The sequence below is a fragment of the Arthrobacter sp. USHLN218 genome, assembly GCF_037144715.1.
Lineage (GTDB): Bacteria > Actinomycetota > Actinomycetes > Actinomycetales > Micrococcaceae > Crystallibacter.
On the sequence record NZ_JBBCYT010000003.1, the window covers coordinates 78933 to 99687 of the forward strand.

The following is a 20755-nucleotide window of genomic DNA, read 5'->3' on the forward strand; positions in this document are numbered from 1 at the left end:
ACGAGAATCGCCTTTGCCATCACACTCCCAGGATTCGGCCGAAAAGCTGCAACAACGCAGGTCAGGGCTCCTGCTCGCTCGGTGAGACGTCTCATATCCCAAGGGTTATGAGACGACCTGCTCCGATTGAGGGACCTTCACCGGACGATAAACCGGGCTGGGCGTACGAAGACTAGGCATGAGCGCCCTCACTTGGCTGAGAATTTGAGGGGTGAGTCCTTCTACCGACGGCTTTTTGACTCTAGAACTCAAGGCAGGTTCAAGGAAGCTCTGTTACCGTGAGACATGACCGACGCGCCGACTAGGAAGCCAGCGCCCATTTTGTGGGCGGCGATAATCCTGTTGGTTGTCGGGAGCCTGATAAATACGTTTCTGCGTCCAGGTGAACCATGGATATGGGTTCTTGTGGTTGTGCAGTTCGTTTTGCTCGTTGTTGTCATCACTAGTCTGATGAAGTTCGTCCTGGCTCAACGGGACGACTACTGGCGCGAACGAGGCAAGGATCCGAAACACCCGGAGCTATAACCGCCTGACACTGCGCGGTCACCGACTCTGTTGGTCGAAGGCAATTGCAGCAGGAAACCCAGCCGGCCCCTGTAGCCATCCTCAACCTAGCGCCGCTGGCACGCCCGCTCAAGATTCCCATCCAACTAAGTGTCTCGAAACGTTCCCGTCTCGAATCGCTAGGGATTCGGGCACGACCGTCGTGGGGAACCGTCGTGGGGAACCACAGCGTCGGCCAAGAAAGCTTCGGGCTAGCTGCGCAGGATGCCTTCAGGAAGTTCCAAGCGCCAAATAGCGCTGCGAAAAAGCCGCCATTTATCGCCGAAAGTCACAGCCCCGGATTCCCGGCCCTGGGCTGTCTCAGCAATGCGTCTCACGAGGAGAATTCTCAGAAGTGCAGAAAAGAACCTTTGATGGGCTCGAAGTGTGTGCTTCGGCAATGCCTGGCGCGCAGCGCGCTCCTCGGGCGGCATTGGCAACCGGGCTGCACCGGCTATGCAATACTGCCGAGGTGAAGACCCGGGGGCAGCGGAGCTGGCTTGATGACGTGTCTGGTCCAGGCAAGCCCTGGACTGTGGCTGCTGTGGCTGTGTCGATTATTGGCATCCTGCTGCTTCTCCTGGGGCTGGGGACTCGGCCCGACACAGAGCTGTTGCCCGGATATGTACTTGTCTATGCCGTGATCGGCCTGTTGATGTTCGGCCCCGGGATCAGGGAGGCTTCCTGGAGTCAGCTGCTGGCCTTCGTCCTGCCCGGTTTCGCGATGGTGGCGCTGTGGGCGTTGGGCACCGGCTATTGGGGCGGGCTTTGGCTGCTGGGCCTGCCGGCATGGGCCATCATCTGCCGGCGCTGGCGCAGCTACGACCGAGGACAGCAGAGCGGAAGGCTGGCGGTGTTCCTGCTGCTTCTGGCGGCATCGTCGTTGGTCTTCGTCGCATATGGGTTCCTTCCGATTTTCGGTTCCGTTCTGCTCGCCGTTGTGCCGGCGGTACCGCTGGCACTCTTTATCGCATCGCCCGTATATAGGCGGCGGCCGCTGCGGGCTGCCACTGAGTTCCTGCTGTCCTGCGCAGTGGTAGTCGTGGCTCTGACCCTGCCGGAGTCGGGTTGGACTTCGCCAGTCGGTTTTGCAAGCGCAGGTGTCCTGCTAGGGCAATTGATGGCGGGCTGGGCCGGACGCAGCCCGAGCCATTCGACGAACCAGCCATTGAGTGCGCATCGTTAGTTATGAGACAGGTGACGCCGGCACCCGAACGAGGGTATCGGCGCCCGAATTTCCCCGCCATGAGTTCAAAAGCCGACAGGCGTGAGTGAGGACCTTACGAGGGCACGGATCGGCGTTATAGCGTGATGGCGTGATCGTCCCCACTACTTCTCTGACCGCCGTAGCGGTCGCGGATCACTACGACGAGCTCGATCCGATTTATCGTCAGGTGTGGGGTGAGCATGTCCATCACGGATTGTGGGCGACCGGTCGCGAGACGCCAGTCGAAGCCGTCGAGGCGCTCAGCGACACGGTTGCCGATCGGCTGGGCCTTATGCCCGGGGAGGCGTGCATCGACATCGGGTGCGGCTACGGCTCTACTGCAAGGCAGCTCGCGGTGACCCGCAGGGTACGCGTCACCGGTTTCACGCTTTCCGGAGCCCAGGCCGACTACGCCGCCGCGCATCCCGAACCCGACGTAGACATCCGTGTCCGTGACTGGCTCGATAACGGGTTGACCGATGACTCGGCTGATGCCGCATGGGCGATCGAGTCGAGTGAGCACATGGTCGACAAGCCCAGGTTTTTCGCCGAAGCGCATCGGGTGCTGTCGCCTGGTGGCCGATTGGTCGTCTGCGTGTGGCTCGCCGAGTCACATGCCAGCCGTTGGAAAGTCCGCCACCTGCTCGAGCCGATTTGCCGGGAGGGGCGCCTGCCCTCCATGGGCACGCGCGCGGACTATGAAGAGATGGCAATAGCGGCAGGCTTTGCAATCGCTGGCTATGAGGATGTCAGCCGCCGCGTCGCGCGAACCTGGACCATCTGCGCCCGTCGACTCGTGAAGGCCTTGCTCGTCGACCGCGAGGCCCGCCGCTTCGCCCTCAGCGCACGCAATCGCATCTTCCTTCTGACCATCCCTCGCCTGATCCTGGCCTACCGCACCGGTGCGATGAGCTATGGGATATTCACGCTGACGAAGGCCGGGAAGAACGGGCCGCCACACGAACCCGGCAAATCAATGCAGCAGGAGGAAGCCTGACGGCCTGCACCTTCCACGGCAAATTTCCGGAGGAACGGAACACGGCAAGGGCAGCGCGCCGAGACCTGCCATGCCGGGAGTGACAGGCTACGACGTGCGTTGGACGATGCGGTATACCGTGCTGCGCGCGACCTTGAACAGTTCGGCGATTTCCGCGGTGGTGTGCTGACCTCCCTTATAGAGGGACACGAGGTGGGCTTCCTGGCTCTTGGAGAGTTTGGGCTGCTTCCCACGGAGCCGGCCTTTGGCCTTGGCAACCTGCATGCCTTCGCGGGTGCGGGCCCGGATGAGGTCGGTTTCGAATTCGGCGACCATGGCCAGGACGTTAAAGAGGAGCCGGCCGACCGGGTCCGTTGGGTCGTGCACGGATCCGCCGATGCTCAGTTTCACGTTCTTTTTTGTCAGCTCTTCGACGATGTCCCGTGCATAGGGGACGGAGCGGGCGAGCCGGTCCAGTTTGGCACGACCAGGGTGTCGCCGGCGCGGACCGCGGCAATGGCTTCGCGCAGTCCGGGGCGCGCGCGGTTTGTGCCGGTCAGCCCGTGGTCGGTGTAGATCCGATCTTCGGGGACGCCGAGGGCAGCTAGTCCATTGCGCTGTGCGGTCAGGTCCTGCTGATTGGTTGATACGCGGGCGTATCCGACGAGATGCGCGGTCACGCGGCCGAGTGTAGCGGTTAGGGTGCCTTCACCGGGCTTTTTTGCGGGCGGGGTATATGCGAATCGGTGAAGCCAGCGTTTGTAAGGAATTTTCTTGAGTAGGGGAGTAAGGGTGAAGCGTCGCGGTGAAGGACCCATAAATGGGACGGTCAGAATTGCGCCAGTGCCTGGTGTCGACACTCCTGTGAGGGGTGCGTCATGCAATTTGCGCACCCCTCACAGGAGCAGATTGATGGTTAAAGCTGTTGGGCATTCTTCACGCCGCGGCCTTCGTTGCCGCCGTGCGGTGATTGGATCGGCGCGTGAAGGCGAAAGCCGTGGCGGCGGCCGCGACAAGGGTGAGGGCGCCGAGGAATCCGAGCCCGGGTTGCAGCCCTCCTGCCATGCCGCCCAGTGCGGCGATGACGATGGGCGTCAGGAACTGGCCTGACCAAAAGGCCGCCGTCCAGATGCCGGTTCCGCGTCCGCGTTCGCTGAAACTCAGGCCCGACAGGGCCCAGGTGAGGAGGGTGGGGAGCAGCACTCCGGTGCCCAGTCCGGCGACAACTGCACCGAGGATTGCCAGTGCGGGTGAGGGGGCCAGCCAGACGGCCAGGAGTCCGATGGCTGCCACTGCAAGGGCTGCAGGCAGCAGTTTTCCGGTCCCTGCCCGCACCAACCAGCGGAAGGAAATCGAGCCGAGGGCGGTGGCGAACGCGGCAATGGCGGCGCCCATGCCGATGAAGGACACGTCGGTGGCACCGAGGCCGGCGATGACGAAGGGGAGGTGGACCACGAGTGCATAGAAGACTATGCCGCCGAAGAGGCTGACGAGGGCGGGAACACCGACGGCGTGCCAAGGTACCGGCACCTTCGCCTCAGGCGCGTCTGCTTTCCCGGGTTCCCAGAGCAGGAATAGCATTGCAGCGGCGATGACGAGGCTGACCGCGTAAATGCCAAACGGTATCTGCCAGCCTCCGCTGCCGAGCGCACCGCCCAGTGCCATGAAGGCCGTTGCGGCCAGGGTGCCCAACATGGCCTGGAGTCCGAGGTACTTGTTCCGGCGTTCGCCCACGAAGTAGTCGGCGATGAGCGTTGTGCAGCATGTCATGATGGCGGCCTCCGTTATGCCCACGCCGACCCGGGTGGCCACGATTGCGGCCAGGGAGTCGAGCCAGACCGGAGCGGTTCCCAGGAAGGCATAGGCGATCATGGCTGCAATCAGGAGTCTTTTTCTCCCGGTCCGGTCCGCAATGGCACCGGCAAATGGTGCCAGCAGCGCCATCATCAGGGCGGGGGCGGTGAGTACCAGCGGCACCAGAATTTCGGACCCTGGTGTGCCTGCGAACTCTTGGCCCATGCGGGGCAGCACCGGTGCGAGCAGCACCGAGCCCATGATGGGCATGCAGCTGCCGGCGAGCAGCAGAATCGCCTGGGGGACTCCGGCACGGCGGCCCGGCCGGCCGGATGGATCAAGCGGACGCTTCGTTGCGTCTTCGGCGATGACATTATCCATGGAGTTCCTTCGGAGTGAGTCTCGGAATGAAGGCAGACAAGGAATGTTGTGATTGCCTTCACATTCGCCGATAACTATGCTGTCCTGTATTGCGCAAGTCAAGACCTATTTTTCAGGACACCGCATACTGGGGTATCTGACGGCAGGAAACAGGAGCAGTTATGGAACTGGAATTGGCATTTACGCTGTACGTGGATCTTGATGCTCCCGTGGAGGTGGGGGCCACCCCGCAGGGAACCCGGCGCATCATTCCCATTACCGGCGGCCGCTTTGAGGGGCCATTGCTCAAGGGAGACATTCTTCCCGGCGGAGCCGACTGGAATCTCGTGCGCCCGGATGGAATCGTCCACTTGTGGGCACGCTATACGATCAGGGCGGACGACGGTGCCCTGATCATGGTCACCAACGAAGGTTGGGGAACCCAGGATGACGCCACGATGCAGCAGATCTTTTCCGGGGTCCCCATGGACCCGGCAGGCTGGTACTGCCGCACCCAGCCCCGGTTCGAGGCGGACATGGGCCGCCATCAATGGCTGAATGAGTCGGTATTCGCCGGGGATCTGCGTCCCCCGACACGGGCTGACCAGGTCGTGGTTGATATTTACCGGATACCGTGACGTCCCCGGACGATCAAAGCGGCAATCCCAGGCATTGTCCCGGCGGCCTGCTCGGCGCCGACCGGATGTCTGCTCCCGGAGCCGGTTAGTTCTCCATTAACTTGGGGAACGCGTGGGCAAGTTCCAGGGCCATCAGCGTCTGGATGGGCCGTTCACCGGCAGGCCTGGCCAATTGCTCGCCGGCGCGTTTGACCCGGTAGGCGACCGTGTTGGTTGCCAGGTGCAGGGCCTGGGCGGCCGCTACCCGGCTGCTGCCGGAGAGTAGGAAGTGCCTGAGGGTTTCACGGATGTCGGCGGTCTTCGGATCCTGGCCGAGCAGGCCTGACAGTTCCGTCCGGACGAACCGTCCGGCCGCTTCCCGGTCCGCGGTCAGCAGTGCCAGCAGGCCGGCCTCTTCGTAGGCCCAGAAGGTTCCTTCGGCTGCGAGGCGTCCTACCGCCGCTGCCTGCAGGGAGTCAAAGTAGCTGACGCGGAGTCCCGCAAGTCCCGGCCTGACGGTTCCTAGGGCGAGCTTCATCCAAGGCGGCCGGGGAGCGTCCCGGGCAATGGAAACGATGTCGCCTGCCGGCTTGGAATTGAATGTCCACCAGAAGCGCGTGGTGCCTTCGTGCTGGAGGATTAGCGTTCCCGCGGCTCCGAGCAGGCGCCCGGTTTCGGTGCCGTACCGGTTGAGGACGGCCTCGCGGTCGGGCAGGTGCCCGCTGGTGGATGGCCAGGCCACGCCGAGGAGATGGTGGTTGCCCAGCCGCAGTCCCAGGATCTGTTCTGCGTCGGCGGGAGGGTCTTCGCCTTCGAGCAGAGCCGTCATGATCCGCAGCCGTTCGGCGGGCAGTCGGCCGTGCCAGAGGGAGAGCTCGTCCTCATAGCCGGCCATGAGGTCGCGGATGTAGGAGTTCACGTATGAAAAGAGCGCAGCGTTCAATTCCCGGACTTCCGTCACGAGGCGTTCGGGTCCGACCTCGCGCTCCAGCACGGACAGCAGCGCGTCCTGCACCCGGGTGTGGCAGGCCCACACCGTGCGCAGCACGGTGCCGATGGGCACGCCCTGACGGACCGAGAGCCGAATATTCTCCTGGGCTCCGGCGGGCGCAGTGATTTGCGAAGCGGGAGTGCCATTGCGCAGGCCGATCAGGGTGGTCAGAAGGCAGGCTTCGCAGCCTTCCCGCTCCGATCCGGTCATCATGCCCGGCGTTCCTGCGGCACTGAAATCGGCCTCAACCTGTTCAACGATCTCTGCCGCGGCCTCCACGGCCCAGGCCGTTGCCGACGGGCCGATTTCCTCGCGGGCGCCGGTAATGACCTGCGGGGCGGAAGCCGGCGCAGCGGGGTATTCACGTTCCGGCGGCTGCAGTCCCTCCAACCACGTCATCTGCTTTGTTTCCTCGTTTCTGAATGGACTGCACACCTGAGCGGATGCCGGTGTCCGGCTCTTTTGGCTTCACACACCAAACCGGGCAGCTTTTCTTGCCGCTGCAGGGCAAGAACCGGGCATGTGCCCCGAACCACAATAGCTGTGCGAGGCGCTTGAGGTGGAGCGCCGGCAGAAGTTTGGGAAGGACGTCAGCGTGACACAAACAGCTGGTCTTAAGGGTTCATCATCGATGCTGGACCAGGCCCGGGAACGGATGGCCGAGGTTCTCGGCGAAGACACCGTACTCGACGAGGAAAGCCGGGTCAGGGAGTTCCACGACCCGTACGAGGGCGGGAACGCGAAGGACTACCAGCCGTCGTTCGTGGTCCAGCCGGCGACGGTCGAGGAAGTCCAGGCCATCGTGCAGATCGCCTCCGAATTCGGTATCCACCTGTGGACCTCTTCGATGGGCCGCAACTTCGGCTATGGCGGATCCGCCCCGGTGGTCAACGGCTCCGTCGTACTGAACCTGCGCCGGATGAACCGGATCCTGGAAATCAACGAAGAGGCCGGCTACGCCCTGGTCGAACCCGGCGTCAGGTTCTTCGACCTCTACAACGAGCTGAAGGCCCGGGGCAGCAAACTGATGATGTCCGTGCCGGATCTGGGCTGGGGCAGCATCATCGGCAACACGCTCGAGCACGGCTACGGCTACACCGTCAACGGCGACAATGCCTCCGCCGCGTGCGGCATGGAAGTGGTCCTGGCCAGCGGCGATGTGGTCCGCACCGGCCAAGGTGCGATCACCGACAGCCCGTTGTGGCAGCGGCACAAGCGCGGCTTCGGCCCGTCCCTGGACAGCCTGTTCATGCAGTCCAACTTCGGCATCGTGACCAAAATGGGCCTGTGGCTGATGCCCGAACCCGAAATCTTCACGACCGGGTCGGTCATCTGCCACAACGACGAGGACATTGCCGGGCTCATCGACGCACTCCGCCCGCTGATGCTCGACGGCACCATCCAGGGCCATCCGTTGATTGTCAGCTCCCCGGAACCGCCCGAAGGCCGCCGGTTCAGCCCGATGGATGACACCACGGGGCAATCGAAGAAGGCCAGGCTCTCGGCCACCCTGCCGCCGGGACGCTGGGACGCCCGGGTGTCCTTCTACGGGCCGTCCGCGATCGTCAAGGCGCGCGAGGAAACGCTGCGGGCCGCCGTCTCCCACCTGCCCGGAGTCACCGTGGAGCTGCGCACCTACCCGGGCGGAGTCGACCCCGACCAGGTCCACCCACTGGACCTGGTCCCGGCCGGCATCCCGAACATGTTCCTGCTGGACATGATGCACAAGCACTTCGGGGAAAGCATCGGGCACATCGATTTCTCACCCGTCATCCCGTTCACCGGGGAGGCCGCCGCCCGCCACGAGGCCATGGTGCAGCAGATCCTGGACGAGGCGGGCCTGGTGGCAGGCTTCGGCTGGATCGCCAACAGCCGCAGCCTGGTCGGGGCGTGCATGGTGTTCTTCGATGTCAACGACGCAGGCGAGGCCCGGGCGGCCAGGGACGCGGTAAGGAAGATGTGCGCCCGGGCCGCCGAATGGGGCTGGACCGAGTACCGGGCCCACCCGGCCCTCATCGAGGACATCACCTCCCGCTTCGATTTCAACAACCATGCCCTGCATCGGCTCTACACCAGCCTCAAGGATGCCCTCGACCCGGCCGGGATCCTCTCGCCGGGCAACCACGGCATCTGGGGTACCGCAAACCGTCTCGCCGACTGAGACCCGACCGAACGGGCCGCTCCGGCCCGGCCCTCCCCTTCAGCAACCATCCAAGGAGAACCCACCATGTGGGAGACAGACAACAAATTCCTCAACGGACCCTTTACCCCCTGGCACGAGGAGACCGAGGCCTTCGACCTCGAAGTCATCGGCAAGATCCCCGAAGACCTGGACGGCGCGCTCTTCCGTACCGGGTCCAACCCCAGGTTCAAGCCCCGCAACACCGACCGCTACCACTGGTTCGAAGGCGACGGCATGGTCTACGCCACCTACCTGCGCGACGGCAAGGCGGCCTACCGGAACAAGTGGGTCATGACCGACGCGCTGAAGATCGAGATGGAGGCCGGCGAAGCGATCTACTCCGGCTTCGTCAACGGCGGCACTGCCCCGGCCCTGCCGGCCGGTGCTCCGCCGATGAAGAACGTGCCCAACACCAACGTCGGCGTCCTGGCCGACCGCCTGCTCGTCTTCTTCGAGGGCGGGCTGCCGCACCAAATGAACCCGCAGTCCTTGGAAACGTACGGCACATACGACTTCAACGGCGACGTCCCGTTCACCTGCACCGCTCACTACAAGATCGACCCGGACACCGGGAACATGCTCTTCTACTCCTACATGGGCAACAACGTCACCTGGTACGAGGCCGACCGGCACGGAAAGGTGCTCGACACCTTCTCCTTCAGCACCAGCGCGCCCTCGATGTTCCACGACTTCGCGGTCAGCCGGAACTACGCGATCTTCTTCGTCACCCCGGGCCTGTTCCTCGCGCCCAACATCGGACAGGGCAAACCTGGACTGGTGTGGGACCCCGCAGCCACGAACAACGGCGTCGAAATCGTCACCATGCACCGGACCACCCACGAAGTGCGCACCTACCGGGTCGACGAGACGTTCTTCCCCACGCACTTCTTCAACGCCTACGAACGCGGAGACGAAATCGTCATCGAGGCCCCGCGCATCAAGGAACGCTTCGGCACCCCCGCCGACCGCATCACCCGCCCGGTCGCCTCACACGAGTGGTTCATGAACGCAATCCCGTGGCGCTGGACCGTCAACACCGCCACCGGCAGGGTCACCAACCAGGCCACCAGCCACGTCGCCGGCGAATTCCCCGCGATCAACCCGAACAAGGTTGGGCTGGAACACAAGTTCGGCTACTTCGCCACCACCCGCGGCCGGGACGCCGACACCATGAGCGACGGCCTGGCCAAGACCGACCTCACGAAGGAAACCGTCACCGTCATCGAGGGACTGGATGACCTGACCAACCCCTCCGAACCGATCTTCGTGCCCCGGGCCGGAGCCGTGAACGAAGACGACGGCTACCTGCTCTCAATCTGGTGGAACCGGCAGACCGAACTGAGCGAGCTGTGCATCTACGACACCGCCGATTTCGGGCGCACACCGCTGGCCCGTGTCAAGCTGCCCGGCCGCGTGCCCTTCGGCTTCCACGGCAGCTGGTCCGACCGCGAGGACATCGAAGACTCCCTGCGCGTCCTCGCCAGCGAACACGCCAACTAGACAACCCCCTACCTTCCACGCTTACCGCGACAGGAGCGACACCCATGAGCATCACCACCACCGAGGCCCCGGCGGTCTTCGCCGGACAGGACACCTCCCTGCAGTACATCGCCGGGCAATGGCGCGAGGGCCGGTCCGCAAAGACCCTCACCGTGACCAACCCCTACGACGACAGCGTGCTGACCACCATCCGCCAGGCCTCCGTCGCCGACGTCGAAGACGCCTACCGCGCCGCCGAGACCGCACAGGCGCAATGGGCCGCCCGGCCCCCGGCCGAGCGCCAGGCCGTCATGCGCCGCGCCGCGCAAATCCTCGAGGAACGCCGCGAGGAAATCGTGGACTGGCTGGTCCGGGAATCCGGTTCCACCGTCCTGAAGGCCAACATCGAGATCTCCCTCGCCGCCGGTATCACACAAGAGGCCGCTTCCTTCCCCTCCCGCGTCCACGGCAGGATCTTCGAGTCCAACACCCCCAACCGGGAAATGCGGGTCTACCGCAAGCCCATCGGCGTTGTCGGTGTGATCAGCCCCTGGAACTTCCCCCTGCACCTGTCCCAGCGCTCGGTCGCACCCGCCCTGGCCCTGGGCAACGCCGTGGTCATCAAACCGGCCAGCGACACCCCCGTCACCGGCGGGCTCATCCTGGCCCGGATCTTCGAAGAGGCGGGCCTGCCCGCAGGCGTACTCTCCGTGGTCATCGGCGCCGGCTCCGAGATCGGCGACGACTTCGTCGCCCACCCCGTGCCGGGGCTGATCTCCTTCACCGGCTCCACCCCCGTGGGCCAGAACGTCGGCACCGTGGCCACCGGCGGGCAGCACCTGAAGAAGGTCGCCCTGGAACTGGGCGGCAACGCCCCGCTGGTGGTGCTCGACGACGCCGACCTGGACGCGGCCGTGGCTGCCGCCGTCCCCGGCGCCTTCCTGCACTCGGGCCAGATCTGCATGTCCGTGAACCGGATCATCGTCGAAGCCCCCGTCTACGACGAATTCGTCGCCCGCTTCACCGAGGCCGCCAAGTCCGTACCCTACGGCGACCCTGCGGGAGAAGGCACCCTGGTGGGCCCGGTGGTCAACGACTCCCAGCTCGCCGGCCTGAAGCAGAAGATCGCCTGGGCCAAGGAAGCCGGCGCCCGCACCGTCGTCGAAGGCCAGATCAACGGCCGGGTGGTGCCCCCGCACGTGTTCGCCGACGTCACCCCGGACATGGAAATCGCCCGCGAAGAGATCTTCGGACCCATGGTCGCCATCCTGCGCGCCGAGGACGAGACCCACGCCCTCCGGCTGGCCAACGACCACGTCTTCGGCCTCTCCAGCGCGGTTTTCACCCAGAACCTCGACCGCGGCCTGCAGTTCGCCCACCAGGTCAAGGCAGGCATGACCTTCATTAACGAGATGACCATCCAGGACGAGGCACACGTGGCCTTCGGCGGGGAACGCAACTCCGGCCTGGGCCGCTTCAACGGCGACTGGGCCATCGAGGAATTCACCACTGACCACACCATCGGCGTCACCCGCCTCTGACACGGGCGGGAACAAAGGAGGGCGGTCTGCCCCGGACAACCATGTCCGGGACAGACCGCCCTCGTCCTGTTTGAAGGTCGCCGGCGCGCCGCCAAACCGTGTCCCGGGGACTGCACCCGAAAACTGCATGGCAGCCACGACCGAATGTAGGAGCCCGGAGGAAGCCCCCGCGGCCGGTTATCCTTCGGCGAGGCCGAGAACCTTGCTGATCTCAGCGGCCGCCGAACGCAGCCCTTCGATGATGTCGGCCCGTTCGCTTTCGCTGACCCGGCTGCCCAGCGCAACGACGCTGATTCCGGCAGCCGCGTTTCCGCCCTGGTCGAAGATGGGGGCTGCGATGCCGAGCGCGTCCGGGTCGACCTCGGCGTAGGTGACGCTGTAGCCGTCGGAGCGGATCTGCCGCAGCCGCCCCATCAGTTCCTCCACGCCAGAGAGCGTATTCGGCGTGAAGCGGGGCCGCTCGGCCGACTCGAGCAGGGAGCGGGCCTCATCCTCGGGCAGCCAGCCCAGCAGGACCAGCGCGGAGGCCCCCGCGGTTAGGGGCAGCTGGCTGCCGCGTTCGTAAGAGATCCGCAGCAACTGGCCCGCGGGCACTTCGCGTTCCAGGCACACCACGGAGGTGCCTGCGCGGCGGGTCAGCAGTACCGTCTGCCCGAACTCTTCACACAGCCGACGCATTCGGGGCAGTGCCACTTCGGACAGGCCGTATCCCTGGCGCGCCAGCCGGGCCAGTTCCAGGACCCTCAGGCCGAGCCGGAAGCCCCCGCCGGGGGACTCCTCAAGGAATCCGCGCGAGACAAGCGACTCGAGGTAGCGGTAAGCGGTCGAGCGGGCCACCGAAAGTTCGGACGCGACTTCGACGGCCGAAACATGGAGCTGCTGCTCGCTGAACATTTCGAGGATCGTCAGAGCCTTGTCCGCGGTGCTGTTCCGGTCGCGGTAGCCGCTAGCCGTCGTTGTTTCTGCTGCCATGCGCTTCAGCATATCCATCCTTCCCGCCCACTCCTTGCCATCTAATCCTATTTTACAGGACATGTGACCTTGAAAATAGGACACATTGGCTTTAGGCTGATTGCACGCTTGGCAGAGAGGACACCGAAATGGACAAGCGAAAAGGAAGCGTCGACACGGACGTCCTTGTCGTGGGCGCCGGTCCCGTCGGAATGACCGTGGCCGCCCTGCTGGCCGCCCGCGGCATCGGGGTGACGGTGCTGGAGCAGCGGGAGGGCACCAGTGAGGAACCCAAGGCGATCAGCATTGATGACGAGGCGCTGCGCACCTACCAGCAGGCAGGCATTGCCGGGGACGTCCTGGGCATCATCGTTCCGGGCACCGGGACGCGCTATTACGACGCAGAGAACAAAACGCTGTTCCAGGCCCGCGCGGCGGTGCCTTACCGCCTTGGCTATCCGTTCAAGAACCCGTTCGCACAGCCTGACCTGGAACAAGTGCTGGCAGATGCCCTGAACCGGTCCGCGTGCGTGGACCTGCGCTTCCGGACGCGGGTGACCGGCGTCGAGCAGGACGCCGACCGCGCCCAGCTCACCGCGGAAGGGCCGGAAGGGACCGTGCGCTTTGCGGCCCGGTACGTGCTGGGCGCCGACGGCGGCCGGTCCATTGTGCGCGGACTCTTCGGAAACGTCATGACCGGACGCAGCTATCCGGATGTGTGGCTGGTCGCCGACACCCTCGAGGATCCGCACACCGAGCGCTACGGAATGCACCACGGCGATCCGGTCCGCCCGCACGTGATCGTCCCCGGCCTGGACGGACGCTGCCGCTATGAGTTCAGACTCTTCGACGGCGAAGGTGAACCGGAGACGGGCCCGGAGTTCGAACTGATCCGCAAGCTCGTCGCACCCTACCGTGACCTGGAGCCGCACCATGTGGAACGAGCGGTCAACTACCGGTTCAACGCCGTCAACGCCAACCGATGGCGCGAGGGCCGGTTCTTCCTCCTGGGAGATGCCGCCCACATGATGCCCCCGTTCGCCGGACAAGGCCTGAACTCGGGGATCCGCGATGCCGCGAACCTCGCCTGGAAAATCGCCGAGGTGGTTTCCGGCAAGGCCCCCGACGTCATCCTCGACAGCTACGAGACCGAGCGGAAGCCACACGCCGCCGCCATCATCGCCCAGTCCGTCCGCCTCGGCAGCGTGGTCATGACCACCTCCACCCGGGTAGCGGCACGCCGCGACGAACTGGTCCGGGCAGCACTGGAGACCGAAGAAGGCCGCGCCTTCTTTGAGGAAATGCGCTACCGCCCGATGGCGCGTTACAGCCAGGGACTCACCGCGACCGCTGATGCCGGCCTGGCCATCGGCCAGCCGCTGGTCTTCGAAGCCACAACCCACACCGCGGCCCGGCTGGACCAAATCGTCGGTAACGGCTGGTCACTGTTCGGCGTGGACACAGACCCGGCAGCCTGGAATGACGTTGCCGAACTCGCCAAACGGTTCGGCGCTACCGAATGGCACGTGCCCATGGGCGACACTCAGCCCCGGGACACCGGCGCCGCCGGCGTCCTGATGGATCTCGACGGCGGACTGTACCGGGAGTTCGAGCGCTACCGAGGCTGTTTCGTGCTGCTGCGGCCCGACCGGTTCACCGCGGCTGTATGGAACCCGGCCGATACCCCCGCCGTCATCGCCACCACCTCCGCCTGGCGCGCCTGATCCGGCACCGACTACCAGCAGCTACCACATCCGCCCCCGTCCGAGAGGAAACAACATCATGGAACGACCCACCCGTACCGTCCTGCAGGAAAAGGGCGCCGTCGGCACCCTGCGCGAAACGGCCGTCTCGCACATCGGCTTTTATGTGCCAGATATCGAGGCCGCCGAAGCCTTCTACGGACGCGTCCTCGGCCTCATCCGGCATGAGGAACTGACCAACGGGGTCCGGCTCGGCTGGGGCGGCGGCCACCACGTCATCGACCTGCTCGAAGGACCCAAGGGACTGGCCTACTACGCCTTCGAAGTACGCGACTCCAACGGTCTCGCCGGGATCCGGGAACGTCTGGAAGCAGCCGGGCATGCCGTCCGTGAGCTTGAAGCCGGACACATCACAGCACCGGTCGGCAAACCGCAGGGAATCGCGGTCCTCGACCCCGACGGCACCGAAGTGCACTTCCACTCCCAGGTCCAGCGCCAGGGCGAAAACGCCGCCGACACCGGCCGCCGCCCGATCAAGTTCCAGCACACCACCCTGGGCAGCGGCAACGTCCCCCGGATGGTCTCCTTCTACACGGACACGGTCGGCTTCCGAATCTCAGACCAGCTCCAGGACGGCAACTTCTGCTGGCTCCGCTCCGACAGAGACCACCACACCCTCGCCGTCGTCTACACCGGCAAGGGCGGAGACATCGACCACTACTCCTACGACCTGGCCGAATGGGAAGACTTCAAAGCCTGGTGCGACCGGCTCACCGAGCTGGGAGTCAACGTCGCCTGGGGCCCCGGCCGCCACGGCCCGGGCAACAACCTGTTCGTCTTCTTCGACGACCCCGCCGGCAACCACATCGAGCTCTCGGCCGAAATGGAGAAGTTCCACGACGACCGCGTCACCTACGTTCCGCGCCGCTGGGAACCCATCCCCAACAGCGTGAACCTCTGGGGCGGGCAGCTGCCCACCTGGCGCAAAGTCAGCGCCAGCTAACGACAGCCTCTAGACAACGAAGGAAACCACCAATGGCATACGCAAACTATGAACACAATGGCCGCTGCTACGTCGGTGAGGTCGACGGCTCCCACCTGATCCCGCTGGCCGGCATCACGGAGATCGGTCCGGACACCCCTACCGAGGTCCTCGAGGCAGCCGAACGGCTGGTCCAGGACAAAGTGGCGGCCGACGACGTGAAGATGCGGCCGGTCTCGCCCAGGGCGGGAAAGATCATCTGCGTTGGCTTGAACTACAAGTCCCACATCGAAGAGACCAAGCGCGATCTGCCAACCTATCCGGTGATGTTCCCCAAATACGCCTCCAGCCTCATCGGCCCCAACGACGACATCATTCTCCCGCCTGAAGGCCGTCAGGTCGACTACGAGGGCGAACTCGCCGTCGTGATCGGCCGGGGCGGGCGCCGCATTACGGAAGAGAACGCACCGGACCACGTGCTGGGCTACTCGGTCTGCAACGACGTGACCGTCCGCGACTACCAGTACAAGACCCACCAATGGATGCAGGGCAAGGCCTGGGACAACTCCACCCCCATCGGCCCCTGGATCGTCACCCCCGGGGAAGTGGACCTCACCGCCGCCGGCATCAGCACCACTCTAAACGGGCAGGTCGTGCAGAAATCGGACCTGTCCTGCCTGATCTTCAGCATCGGTAGGCTCATCGCCACCGTTTCCGAATTCACCACCCTCGAACCCGGCGACATCATCCTCACCGGCACTCCCTCCGGAGTCGGCTACCGCCGCGACCCGCAGCTGTTCCTGCACGACGGCGATACCGTCACCGTTGAGATCGAAGGCGTCGGGAGCATCACCAACAAGGTAGTCGCCGAAACCATTTAACGCGCCACCCCGAACAAAATCGACGCCGGAGCCTGGCATCGAGGCCCCTCGGTTGACGGGCCGAAGATCAGCGCCTTCCCGATAAGGGAAGGCGCTGATCTTCAATAGTCGCCTGTGGCTATGTCACAGTCATTGAGGCCTCGCCACGAATCCGGCCATACCTGCCTCAGCCGCGCAGCATTGAGCCCGGCCAACTACAGCGGTCAAAACGCAGCCGGCACCTACTTCCTCAAAGCGCCGCACCTGGGATCACGGTAATCGCCGATAACCGTGACTATGTCGACCGGGAATTCTTGGCCGCACCGACACATGCTTGGGGGAGTGGAGCGCTGGAGAATACTCCAACGGGACAGCAACGAGATGCGGTAGGCCTGGAATTCAAGGCCCTAGCGTCCCATGCAGGCCATGCATAAGTGCTCGGGTTTTGCTGTCGCGTAACGGCACCGGCTTATGCGACATGCCTTGGAAGCGGAAGGCGGCAGGTCACTATGTGACCTGCCGCCTTCGTTCTTCTCGGTGCGTTACTTCAGAACGGTGGTGTTTTCCAGATTTGCCTCGAGCTGCCGCGGGTACAGATTCTCCGTCTTGCAGTCGAAATCCGCATACATTTGCAGCTGGTCCGCGTAGTGCTCGGATTTCGTGCCGTCGGGTGCGATGAAACCGCTCTGCCCCGGAGGTGCGACCGTACACATGCCGGCTTCCGAACCGAAGAGCGAGACGATGTCGTTCTGTGTGCCGCGGTTCATGTAGGCGGGTCCGGTCAGGTTTTCTTCCGGATTCGCCTGGGGGACGCCGATGAAGTTCTTGTAGGAGAACTCATGCTGGGGTGTCGGCACGCTCCATGCTGAGCGGTCCGCGCCCTGCTCGGCGCCCAACTGGGCCAGCGCCTGGCGGTAAGTGTCCAGCAACACCTTCTTTTTGTCGGCGCCGTTGAAGAAGTCAACGCTTTGCTTGACGCCGGCGTCCTCGCCCAGCAGGGCGTTGTAGACGAGTTTGCTGCCGTTAGCGGGCCGCGCCAGGCCGGTGCCCGGAGCGTAGTTCGCGAACACCGAGGCCGGAAGGTCGTCCTTGAGCACGGATTCGAAGAGGATGGGCAACCAGGTGTCCATGATCGGTGCCTGCGGCCCATCCAGGTTGCCGTCGTCGTCCCTATCGCGCCGCTGGCCGTCCCACTTGGTGAGGAGCCGGACATCCTGGGCCAGGGAATCCTTCGCTGGGAGCGTCTTCACTGCCTCTTCGAGGAACGGGCGGAAGTAGCGGATATTCAGGTCAGCGAAGGACGTTTCCTCGTTGATATCCCAGATCTCGTCGGTGGTGAACTTCTGCTTTTCCTCCAGTCGCTCGATGATCTCGTTTACCCGGTCGACGGGGGACCAGTTGCCGGAGCCGGCATTGAATCCGGCGGCCGACTGGTTATTCCAGTTGACGATGTAGCCCTGCTTGGGGTTGTAGACCTTGGGGTTTTGGGAGAAGGGGCGGATGCCCTCCCACTCCATGGAGCCATCGCCGACGGCGGGCAGCCGCGGGTCGTGGCCTTCGGCGCGGATTGGCAGCTTTCCGGGAGAGACGTAGCCGATGTTGCCTTCTTTGTCGGCGTAGTACCAGTTGATCGTGATGCCGACCTTCTCGGCCTGTTCCAGGTACTCTGCCCAGTTCTGCGCCTTCATGATCTTGATCCAGGCCATGAAGGACTGGATTTCCGTGCCGGCCCAGCTGCGCTTCTTCGAGTAGGCGGTGTTGTTCGCTGCGTCGAAGCTGGTCACGTAGCCGTGGACGGTGGAGTAGACCTGATGTTCGACGGGTTCCTGTCCGGCGACCTCGATCTTTTCGGTGCGCACGTCCATGGGGCGCCACTGGCCGTCGTACCTGTACTCTTGGGGGTTCTCCGGGTTTAGCTGTTCCTGGTAGACGTCGTTGACGTCAAGCGGCCCTGCGGTGGAGCCCCAGCTGATGTTCTTGTTGGTGCCGAACAGGATCGTCGGGTGTGCAAACGGGGTGTTGCCGGTGACATCGAATCCGGCTCCATGCAGGCCGATGCCGTAGACGTACGAGGGATTGAACCAAGAGAATTGCGGGCCGTTCAGGAGGATGGAGCCCTTTTCCTTGGACTTCTTGTTGCCCACGATCCAGAGGTTGCTGGCTTCGGGTTTCACTGCGGGCCAGTCACCGCCGCCGAACTGTTTCATGGACGCCAGCCCGGTGTCTTCCAGGTCCGGTGAGACCTTGGCAAGATCGGCCAGCTGGGAAGGGCTGTCCACGGCCAGCTTGTTCGGGTGCTTCTTGTCCTCGCGGGGTACCGTGGTGGGCGCTGTTGGATCTTCGGTCCACTGCAACTGGTCAAACAGCAGTTGGCCCTGCTCCGCGCCGTACTCGGCGGTGAGTTGCTGGAGGACCTGGAGGTTGGACAGCTCGCCGGCGCTGTCCGAGAAGCGGTTGGCCATGGTGCCCACCCAGATCATGGCGACGTCGTAACCGCTCCAGATGCTGGGCTCGAAGCCGTAATCGGTGAACTGCTTCGGCAGCAGGTTCTCCTGGTTCGCCATGACCTCATGAACGCGCTCGTTGAAGCCGGCGGCGTAACCTTCGAGAATGTCGCGGTCTTCCTGCGGCAGAGCCTCGATCTGGGCCTCAATGGCCTCAGGATCGAAGGAGGCACGGGAACGCTTGTCAATCTCCACGTAGTCTGGCCCAAGCACCTCGGCGGAGGTCCCGAGGACGGCCCGCTTTGCCATTTCGAGTTGGAACATCCGGTCTTCGGCGACGGCGTAGCCATAACCGTAAAAGAGATCGCGGGTGGTTTCCGCATAAACATGGGGAACGCCGTAGCTGTCCCGTTTGATGGTTGCTTTACCTGCTTCGGAGACCTGGGGGCTGACCTGCGCTGCCGTTGGTTCCTGGGCTATGGCGCCGGGAGCAGCCATCCCGGAAACTAGGCTGGTTGACAGGATTAATGAAATTGCCGCTAACGCGGACTTCTTCGTCATCAGACTCCTCGTTGAATCAGATTGGAGCACGCCTCAAAGCGAGGCGGAGGGAGGGGAGGAGCCGGCACTGCGGGGCTTATGGCGTGCAGGGCCGACGGGACCCGCGGCGGAGCGGGATGGCATCCCGCCGCAGGCCTACCTAGTGTTGCGTCGGAAGGATCCGAGGGCAAGGTAGCTGGTCTTAATTCCTGACCGTCCGTTCAATCAAGAACTCTACTCTTGAAACGCATGGATGAGATCAGTAGCATTTCGGCCCTTGCGGTTGCGGGGCGTCCTTATGGTGGTCCGGCAGGGCCGGTCAGCGTGTCCGCAGGGGTTCGCGCTGGCGGCCGTCGGTGTCGAAGTTGGTGGGGTCGAGCCACTTCTCGAAGGCGTCGCGCACGGGCGGCCAGTCGCGGTCGGTGAGGGCGAACCAGGCGGTGTCGCGGTTGCGTCCCCTGTAGACGACGGCGTGGCGGAACGTGCCTTCGTAGGTGAAGCCGAGCCGCTCGGCGGCCCTGCGGGAGGGTTCGTTGAGGCTGTCGCATTTCCACTCGTACCGGCGGTACCCGAGGTCGTCGAAGGCGTACCGCATGAGCAGGAACTGCGCTTCCGTGGAGGCTGGGGTGCGCTGGAGGGCGCGGGAGAAGGCGACGCAGCCGACCTCGATGGCCCCGTTGGCGGGGTCGTGCCGCATGAGCGAGAGCGTGCCGAGGGCACGGCCGGTGGCGTTGTTGATGAGGGCGTAGTGCCTGGGGTCGCGGCTCTTCGCGGCGGCCATCGCCCAGTCGCGGTAGGAGTCCAACGTAGGGAACGGGCCGTACGGCAAGTAGGTCCAGTCCCGGTCGTCGGAGGCGGCCGCGTAGGCGGTATGGAGGTCGCCGGCGTGCCGGTCGGCGTCGAGAAGTTCGAGTGTGCAGTATCGTCCGGGAAGCGTGTGAGTGTCCGGAAGTGCGGCCGGTGTCCAGTCCGGAACCGGATCACCGATGGGCTGCCCGTACTGGTTCGTCGTCGTCATCGGGGTTCTTCCCACAGCTCAGGAGCTGGCCGCCGCGGCGTCGTAGGTGACCCAGTGGGTGCGGGCCGCGACCTGGTTGTAGAGCGCCTGGGCCTGGTGGTTGTCATCCGCGGTGATCCACCGCAGGACTGAGTGCCCCTGCGATCCTGCGATCTCGGTGAGGCGGCGGATCAATGCACGTGCGGCGCCCTTGCCCCGGGCTTCGGGTGCAGTGAAGAGGTCATCGAGCCAGATGCCGACAGTGCCGGTGGAGGGGCGCGGGAAGCGGCGGTAGTGGCCGATCGCCACGATGCCGTCCGCGGCCTCGGCAACCAGGGCCTGGCATTCGTGTCCAGGGTCCATGAGCCAGTCCCACACCCGCGCCACGACTTCCTCGGATTCGTCCAGGCGGTAGAAGTCGCGGTAGCCGCGGAACAGCTCGCGCCAGCGGGGTTCGTCGGAGGGATCGAGCGGACGGACGGAAACGGTCGTGGCATCAGTCATGAGCGGTGCGGTTCTTCCTGGCTCTCGTAGTGGTACTGGAACATTGGCAGCGGGGCCTGACCGGCCTTGTGCTGCCGCGGTTAC

The 20755-nt window shown here is 64.5% G+C and carries 15 protein-coding genes and 1 pseudogene; 9 read left to right on the top strand and 7 right to left on the bottom strand.

From position 1 onward, the window contains the following. Positions 1-898 precede the first annotated feature (898 nt). Positions 899-1729 carry a hypothetical protein gene (locus tag WFH44_RS07675; protein WP_336713035.1) on the top strand — a complete coding sequence of 277 codons (831 nt, stop codon included), beginning with the start codon at positions 899-901 and terminating at the stop codon, positions 1727-1729. Between the two features lie 130 nt (positions 1730-1859). After that, positions 1860-2747 carry an SAM-dependent methyltransferase gene (locus tag WFH44_RS07680; protein WP_336713037.1) on the top strand — a complete coding sequence of 296 codons (888 nt, stop codon included), beginning with the start codon at positions 1860-1862 and terminating at the stop codon, positions 2745-2747. Between the two features lie 87 nt (positions 2748-2834). Here WFH44_RS07680 and WFH44_RS07685 read toward each other — a convergent pair. After that, positions 2835-3406 (bottom strand): annotated as a pseudogene (locus WFH44_RS07685) (recombinase family protein). A 256-nt stretch (positions 3407-3662) separates the two neighbouring features. Further along, positions 3663-4901, bottom strand: coding sequence for an MFS transporter (locus WFH44_RS07690; RefSeq protein WP_336713039.1), 1239 nt, complete (start codon positions 4899-4901; stop codon positions 3663-3665). A gap of 161 nt (positions 4902-5062) precedes the next feature. Between WFH44_RS07690 and WFH44_RS07695 the strand changes: the two genes are divergently transcribed. Next, positions 5063-5518, top strand: a complete 456-nt coding sequence (locus WFH44_RS07695; RefSeq protein WP_336713041.1) for a DUF3237 domain-containing protein — start codon at positions 5063-5065, stop codon at positions 5516-5518. An 85-nt stretch (positions 5519-5603) separates the two neighbouring features. Here WFH44_RS07695 and WFH44_RS07700 read toward each other — a convergent pair whose 3' ends face one another. Further along, on the bottom strand, positions 5604-6887 hold the full coding sequence (locus WFH44_RS07700; protein ID WP_336713042.1) for a PucR family transcriptional regulator: 1284 nt from the start codon (positions 6885-6887) through the stop codon (positions 5604-5606). 196 nt (positions 6888-7083) lie between these two features. Here WFH44_RS07700 and WFH44_RS07705 point away from each other — a divergent pair, with 196 nt between their 5' ends. The 3 genes from WFH44_RS07705 to WFH44_RS07715 all read left to right on the top strand — a co-directional run bounded on the left by WFH44_RS07705 (position 7084) and on the right by WFH44_RS07715 (position 11690). Then, positions 7084-8649 carry an FAD-binding oxidoreductase gene (locus WFH44_RS07705; RefSeq protein WP_336713044.1) on the top strand — a complete coding sequence of 522 codons (1566 nt, stop codon included), beginning with the start codon at positions 7084-7086 and terminating at the stop codon, positions 8647-8649. A gap of 66 nt (positions 8650-8715) precedes the next feature. Continuing rightward, on the top strand, positions 8716-10170 hold the full coding sequence (locus WFH44_RS07710; protein WP_336713046.1) for a carotenoid oxygenase family protein: 1455 nt from the start codon (positions 8716-8718) through the stop codon (positions 10168-10170). 44 nt (positions 10171-10214) lie between these two features. After that, complete coding sequence (locus WFH44_RS07715) at positions 10215-11690, top strand: aldehyde dehydrogenase family protein (protein ID WP_336713047.1); 1476 nt, start codon at positions 10215-10217, stop codon at positions 11688-11690. 177 nt (positions 11691-11867) lie between these two features. Here WFH44_RS07715 and WFH44_RS07720 read toward each other — a convergent pair whose 3' ends face one another. Further along, positions 11868-12662: an IclR family transcriptional regulator gene (locus tag WFH44_RS07720; RefSeq protein WP_336713049.1), complete on the bottom strand. Its 795-nt coding sequence runs from the start codon at positions 12660-12662 to the stop codon at positions 11868-11870. A 128-nt stretch (positions 12663-12790) separates the two neighbouring features. On the opposite strand from WFH44_RS07720, the gene WFH44_RS07725 reads away from it, so the two are divergent. Genes WFH44_RS07725 through WFH44_RS07735 form a run of 3 tightly spaced genes read left to right on the top strand, consistent with a single transcriptional unit; the run spans position 12791 to position 16207 of the window. Beyond that, positions 12791-14365, top strand: coding sequence for a bifunctional 3-(3-hydroxy-phenyl)propionate/3-hydroxycinnamic acid hydroxylase (locus WFH44_RS07725; RefSeq protein ID WP_336713050.1), 1575 nt, complete (start codon positions 12791-12793; stop codon positions 14363-14365). 58 nt (positions 14366-14423) lie between these two features. Next, a complete protein-coding gene (locus WFH44_RS07730; protein ID WP_336713052.1) occupies positions 14424-15347 on the top strand; it encodes a VOC family protein in 924 nt (307 codons plus the stop codon). Positions 15348-15379: 32 nt separating this feature from the next. Continuing rightward, entirely contained in the window at positions 15380-16207 is an 828-nt protein-coding gene (locus WFH44_RS07735) for a fumarylacetoacetate hydrolase family protein (RefSeq protein ID WP_336713054.1), read from the top strand. Positions 16208-16728: 521 nt separating this feature from the next. Here WFH44_RS07735 and WFH44_RS07740 read toward each other — a convergent pair. The 3 genes from WFH44_RS07740 to WFH44_RS07750 all read right to left on the bottom strand — a co-directional run bounded on the left by WFH44_RS07740 (position 16729) and on the right by WFH44_RS07750 (position 20671). Beyond that, positions 16729-19128, bottom strand: a complete 2400-nt coding sequence (locus WFH44_RS07740; RefSeq protein ID WP_336713056.1) for a penicillin acylase family protein — start codon at positions 19126-19128, stop codon at positions 16729-16731. A 361-nt stretch (positions 19129-19489) separates the two neighbouring features. Further along, a complete protein-coding gene (locus tag WFH44_RS07745; RefSeq protein WP_336713058.1) occupies positions 19490-20188 on the bottom strand; it encodes a GNAT family N-acetyltransferase in 699 nt (232 codons plus the stop codon). Positions 20189-20206: 18 nt separating this feature from the next. Then, positions 20207-20671: a GNAT family N-acetyltransferase gene (locus tag WFH44_RS07750; RefSeq protein WP_336713060.1), complete on the bottom strand. Its 465-nt coding sequence runs from the start codon at positions 20669-20671 to the stop codon at positions 20207-20209. Positions 20672-20755 lie beyond the last annotated feature (84 nt).

What these genes read in the sequence shown, in the direction of transcription:
- WFH44_RS07690 (WP_336713039.1), bottom strand. Translation starts at nt 4,901, where the DNA reads ATGGATAATGTCATCGCCGAAGACGCAACGAAGCGTCCGCTTGATCCA.
- WFH44_RS07715 (WP_336713047.1), top strand. Translation starts at nt 10,215, where the DNA reads ATGAGCATCACCACCACCGAGGCCCCGGCGGTCTTCGCCGGACAGGAC.
- WFH44_RS07720 (WP_336713049.1), bottom strand. Translation starts at nt 12,662, where the DNA reads ATGGCAGCAGAAACAACGACGGCTAGCGGCTACCGCGACCGGAACAGC.
- WFH44_RS07700 (WP_336713042.1), bottom strand. Translation starts at nt 6,887, where the DNA reads ATGACGTGGTTGGAGGGACTGCAGCCGCCGGAACGTGAATACCCCGCT.
- WFH44_RS07745 (WP_336713058.1), bottom strand. Translation starts at nt 20,188, where the DNA reads ATGACGACGACGAACCAGTACGGGCAGCCCATCGGTGATCCGGTTCCG.
- WFH44_RS07740 (WP_336713056.1), bottom strand. Translation starts at nt 19,128, where the DNA reads ATGGCTGCTCCCGGCGCCATAGCCCAGGAACCAACGGCAGCGCAGGTC.
- WFH44_RS07750 (WP_336713060.1), bottom strand. Translation starts at nt 20,671, where the DNA reads ATGACTGATGCCACGACCGTTTCCGTCCGTCCGCTCGATCCCTCCGAC.
- WFH44_RS07735 (WP_336713054.1), top strand. Translation starts at nt 15,380, where the DNA reads ATGGCATACGCAAACTATGAACACAATGGCCGCTGCTACGTCGGTGAG.
- WFH44_RS07710 (WP_336713046.1), top strand. Translation starts at nt 8,716, where the DNA reads ATGTGGGAGACAGACAACAAATTCCTCAACGGACCCTTTACCCCCTGG.
- WFH44_RS07725 (WP_336713050.1), top strand. Translation starts at nt 12,791, where the DNA reads ATGGACAAGCGAAAAGGAAGCGTCGACACGGACGTCCTTGTCGTGGGC.
- WFH44_RS07730 (WP_336713052.1), top strand. Translation starts at nt 14,424, where the DNA reads ATGGAACGACCCACCCGTACCGTCCTGCAGGAAAAGGGCGCCGTCGGC.
- WFH44_RS07695 (WP_336713041.1), top strand. Translation starts at nt 5,063, where the DNA reads ATGGAACTGGAATTGGCATTTACGCTGTACGTGGATCTTGATGCTCCC.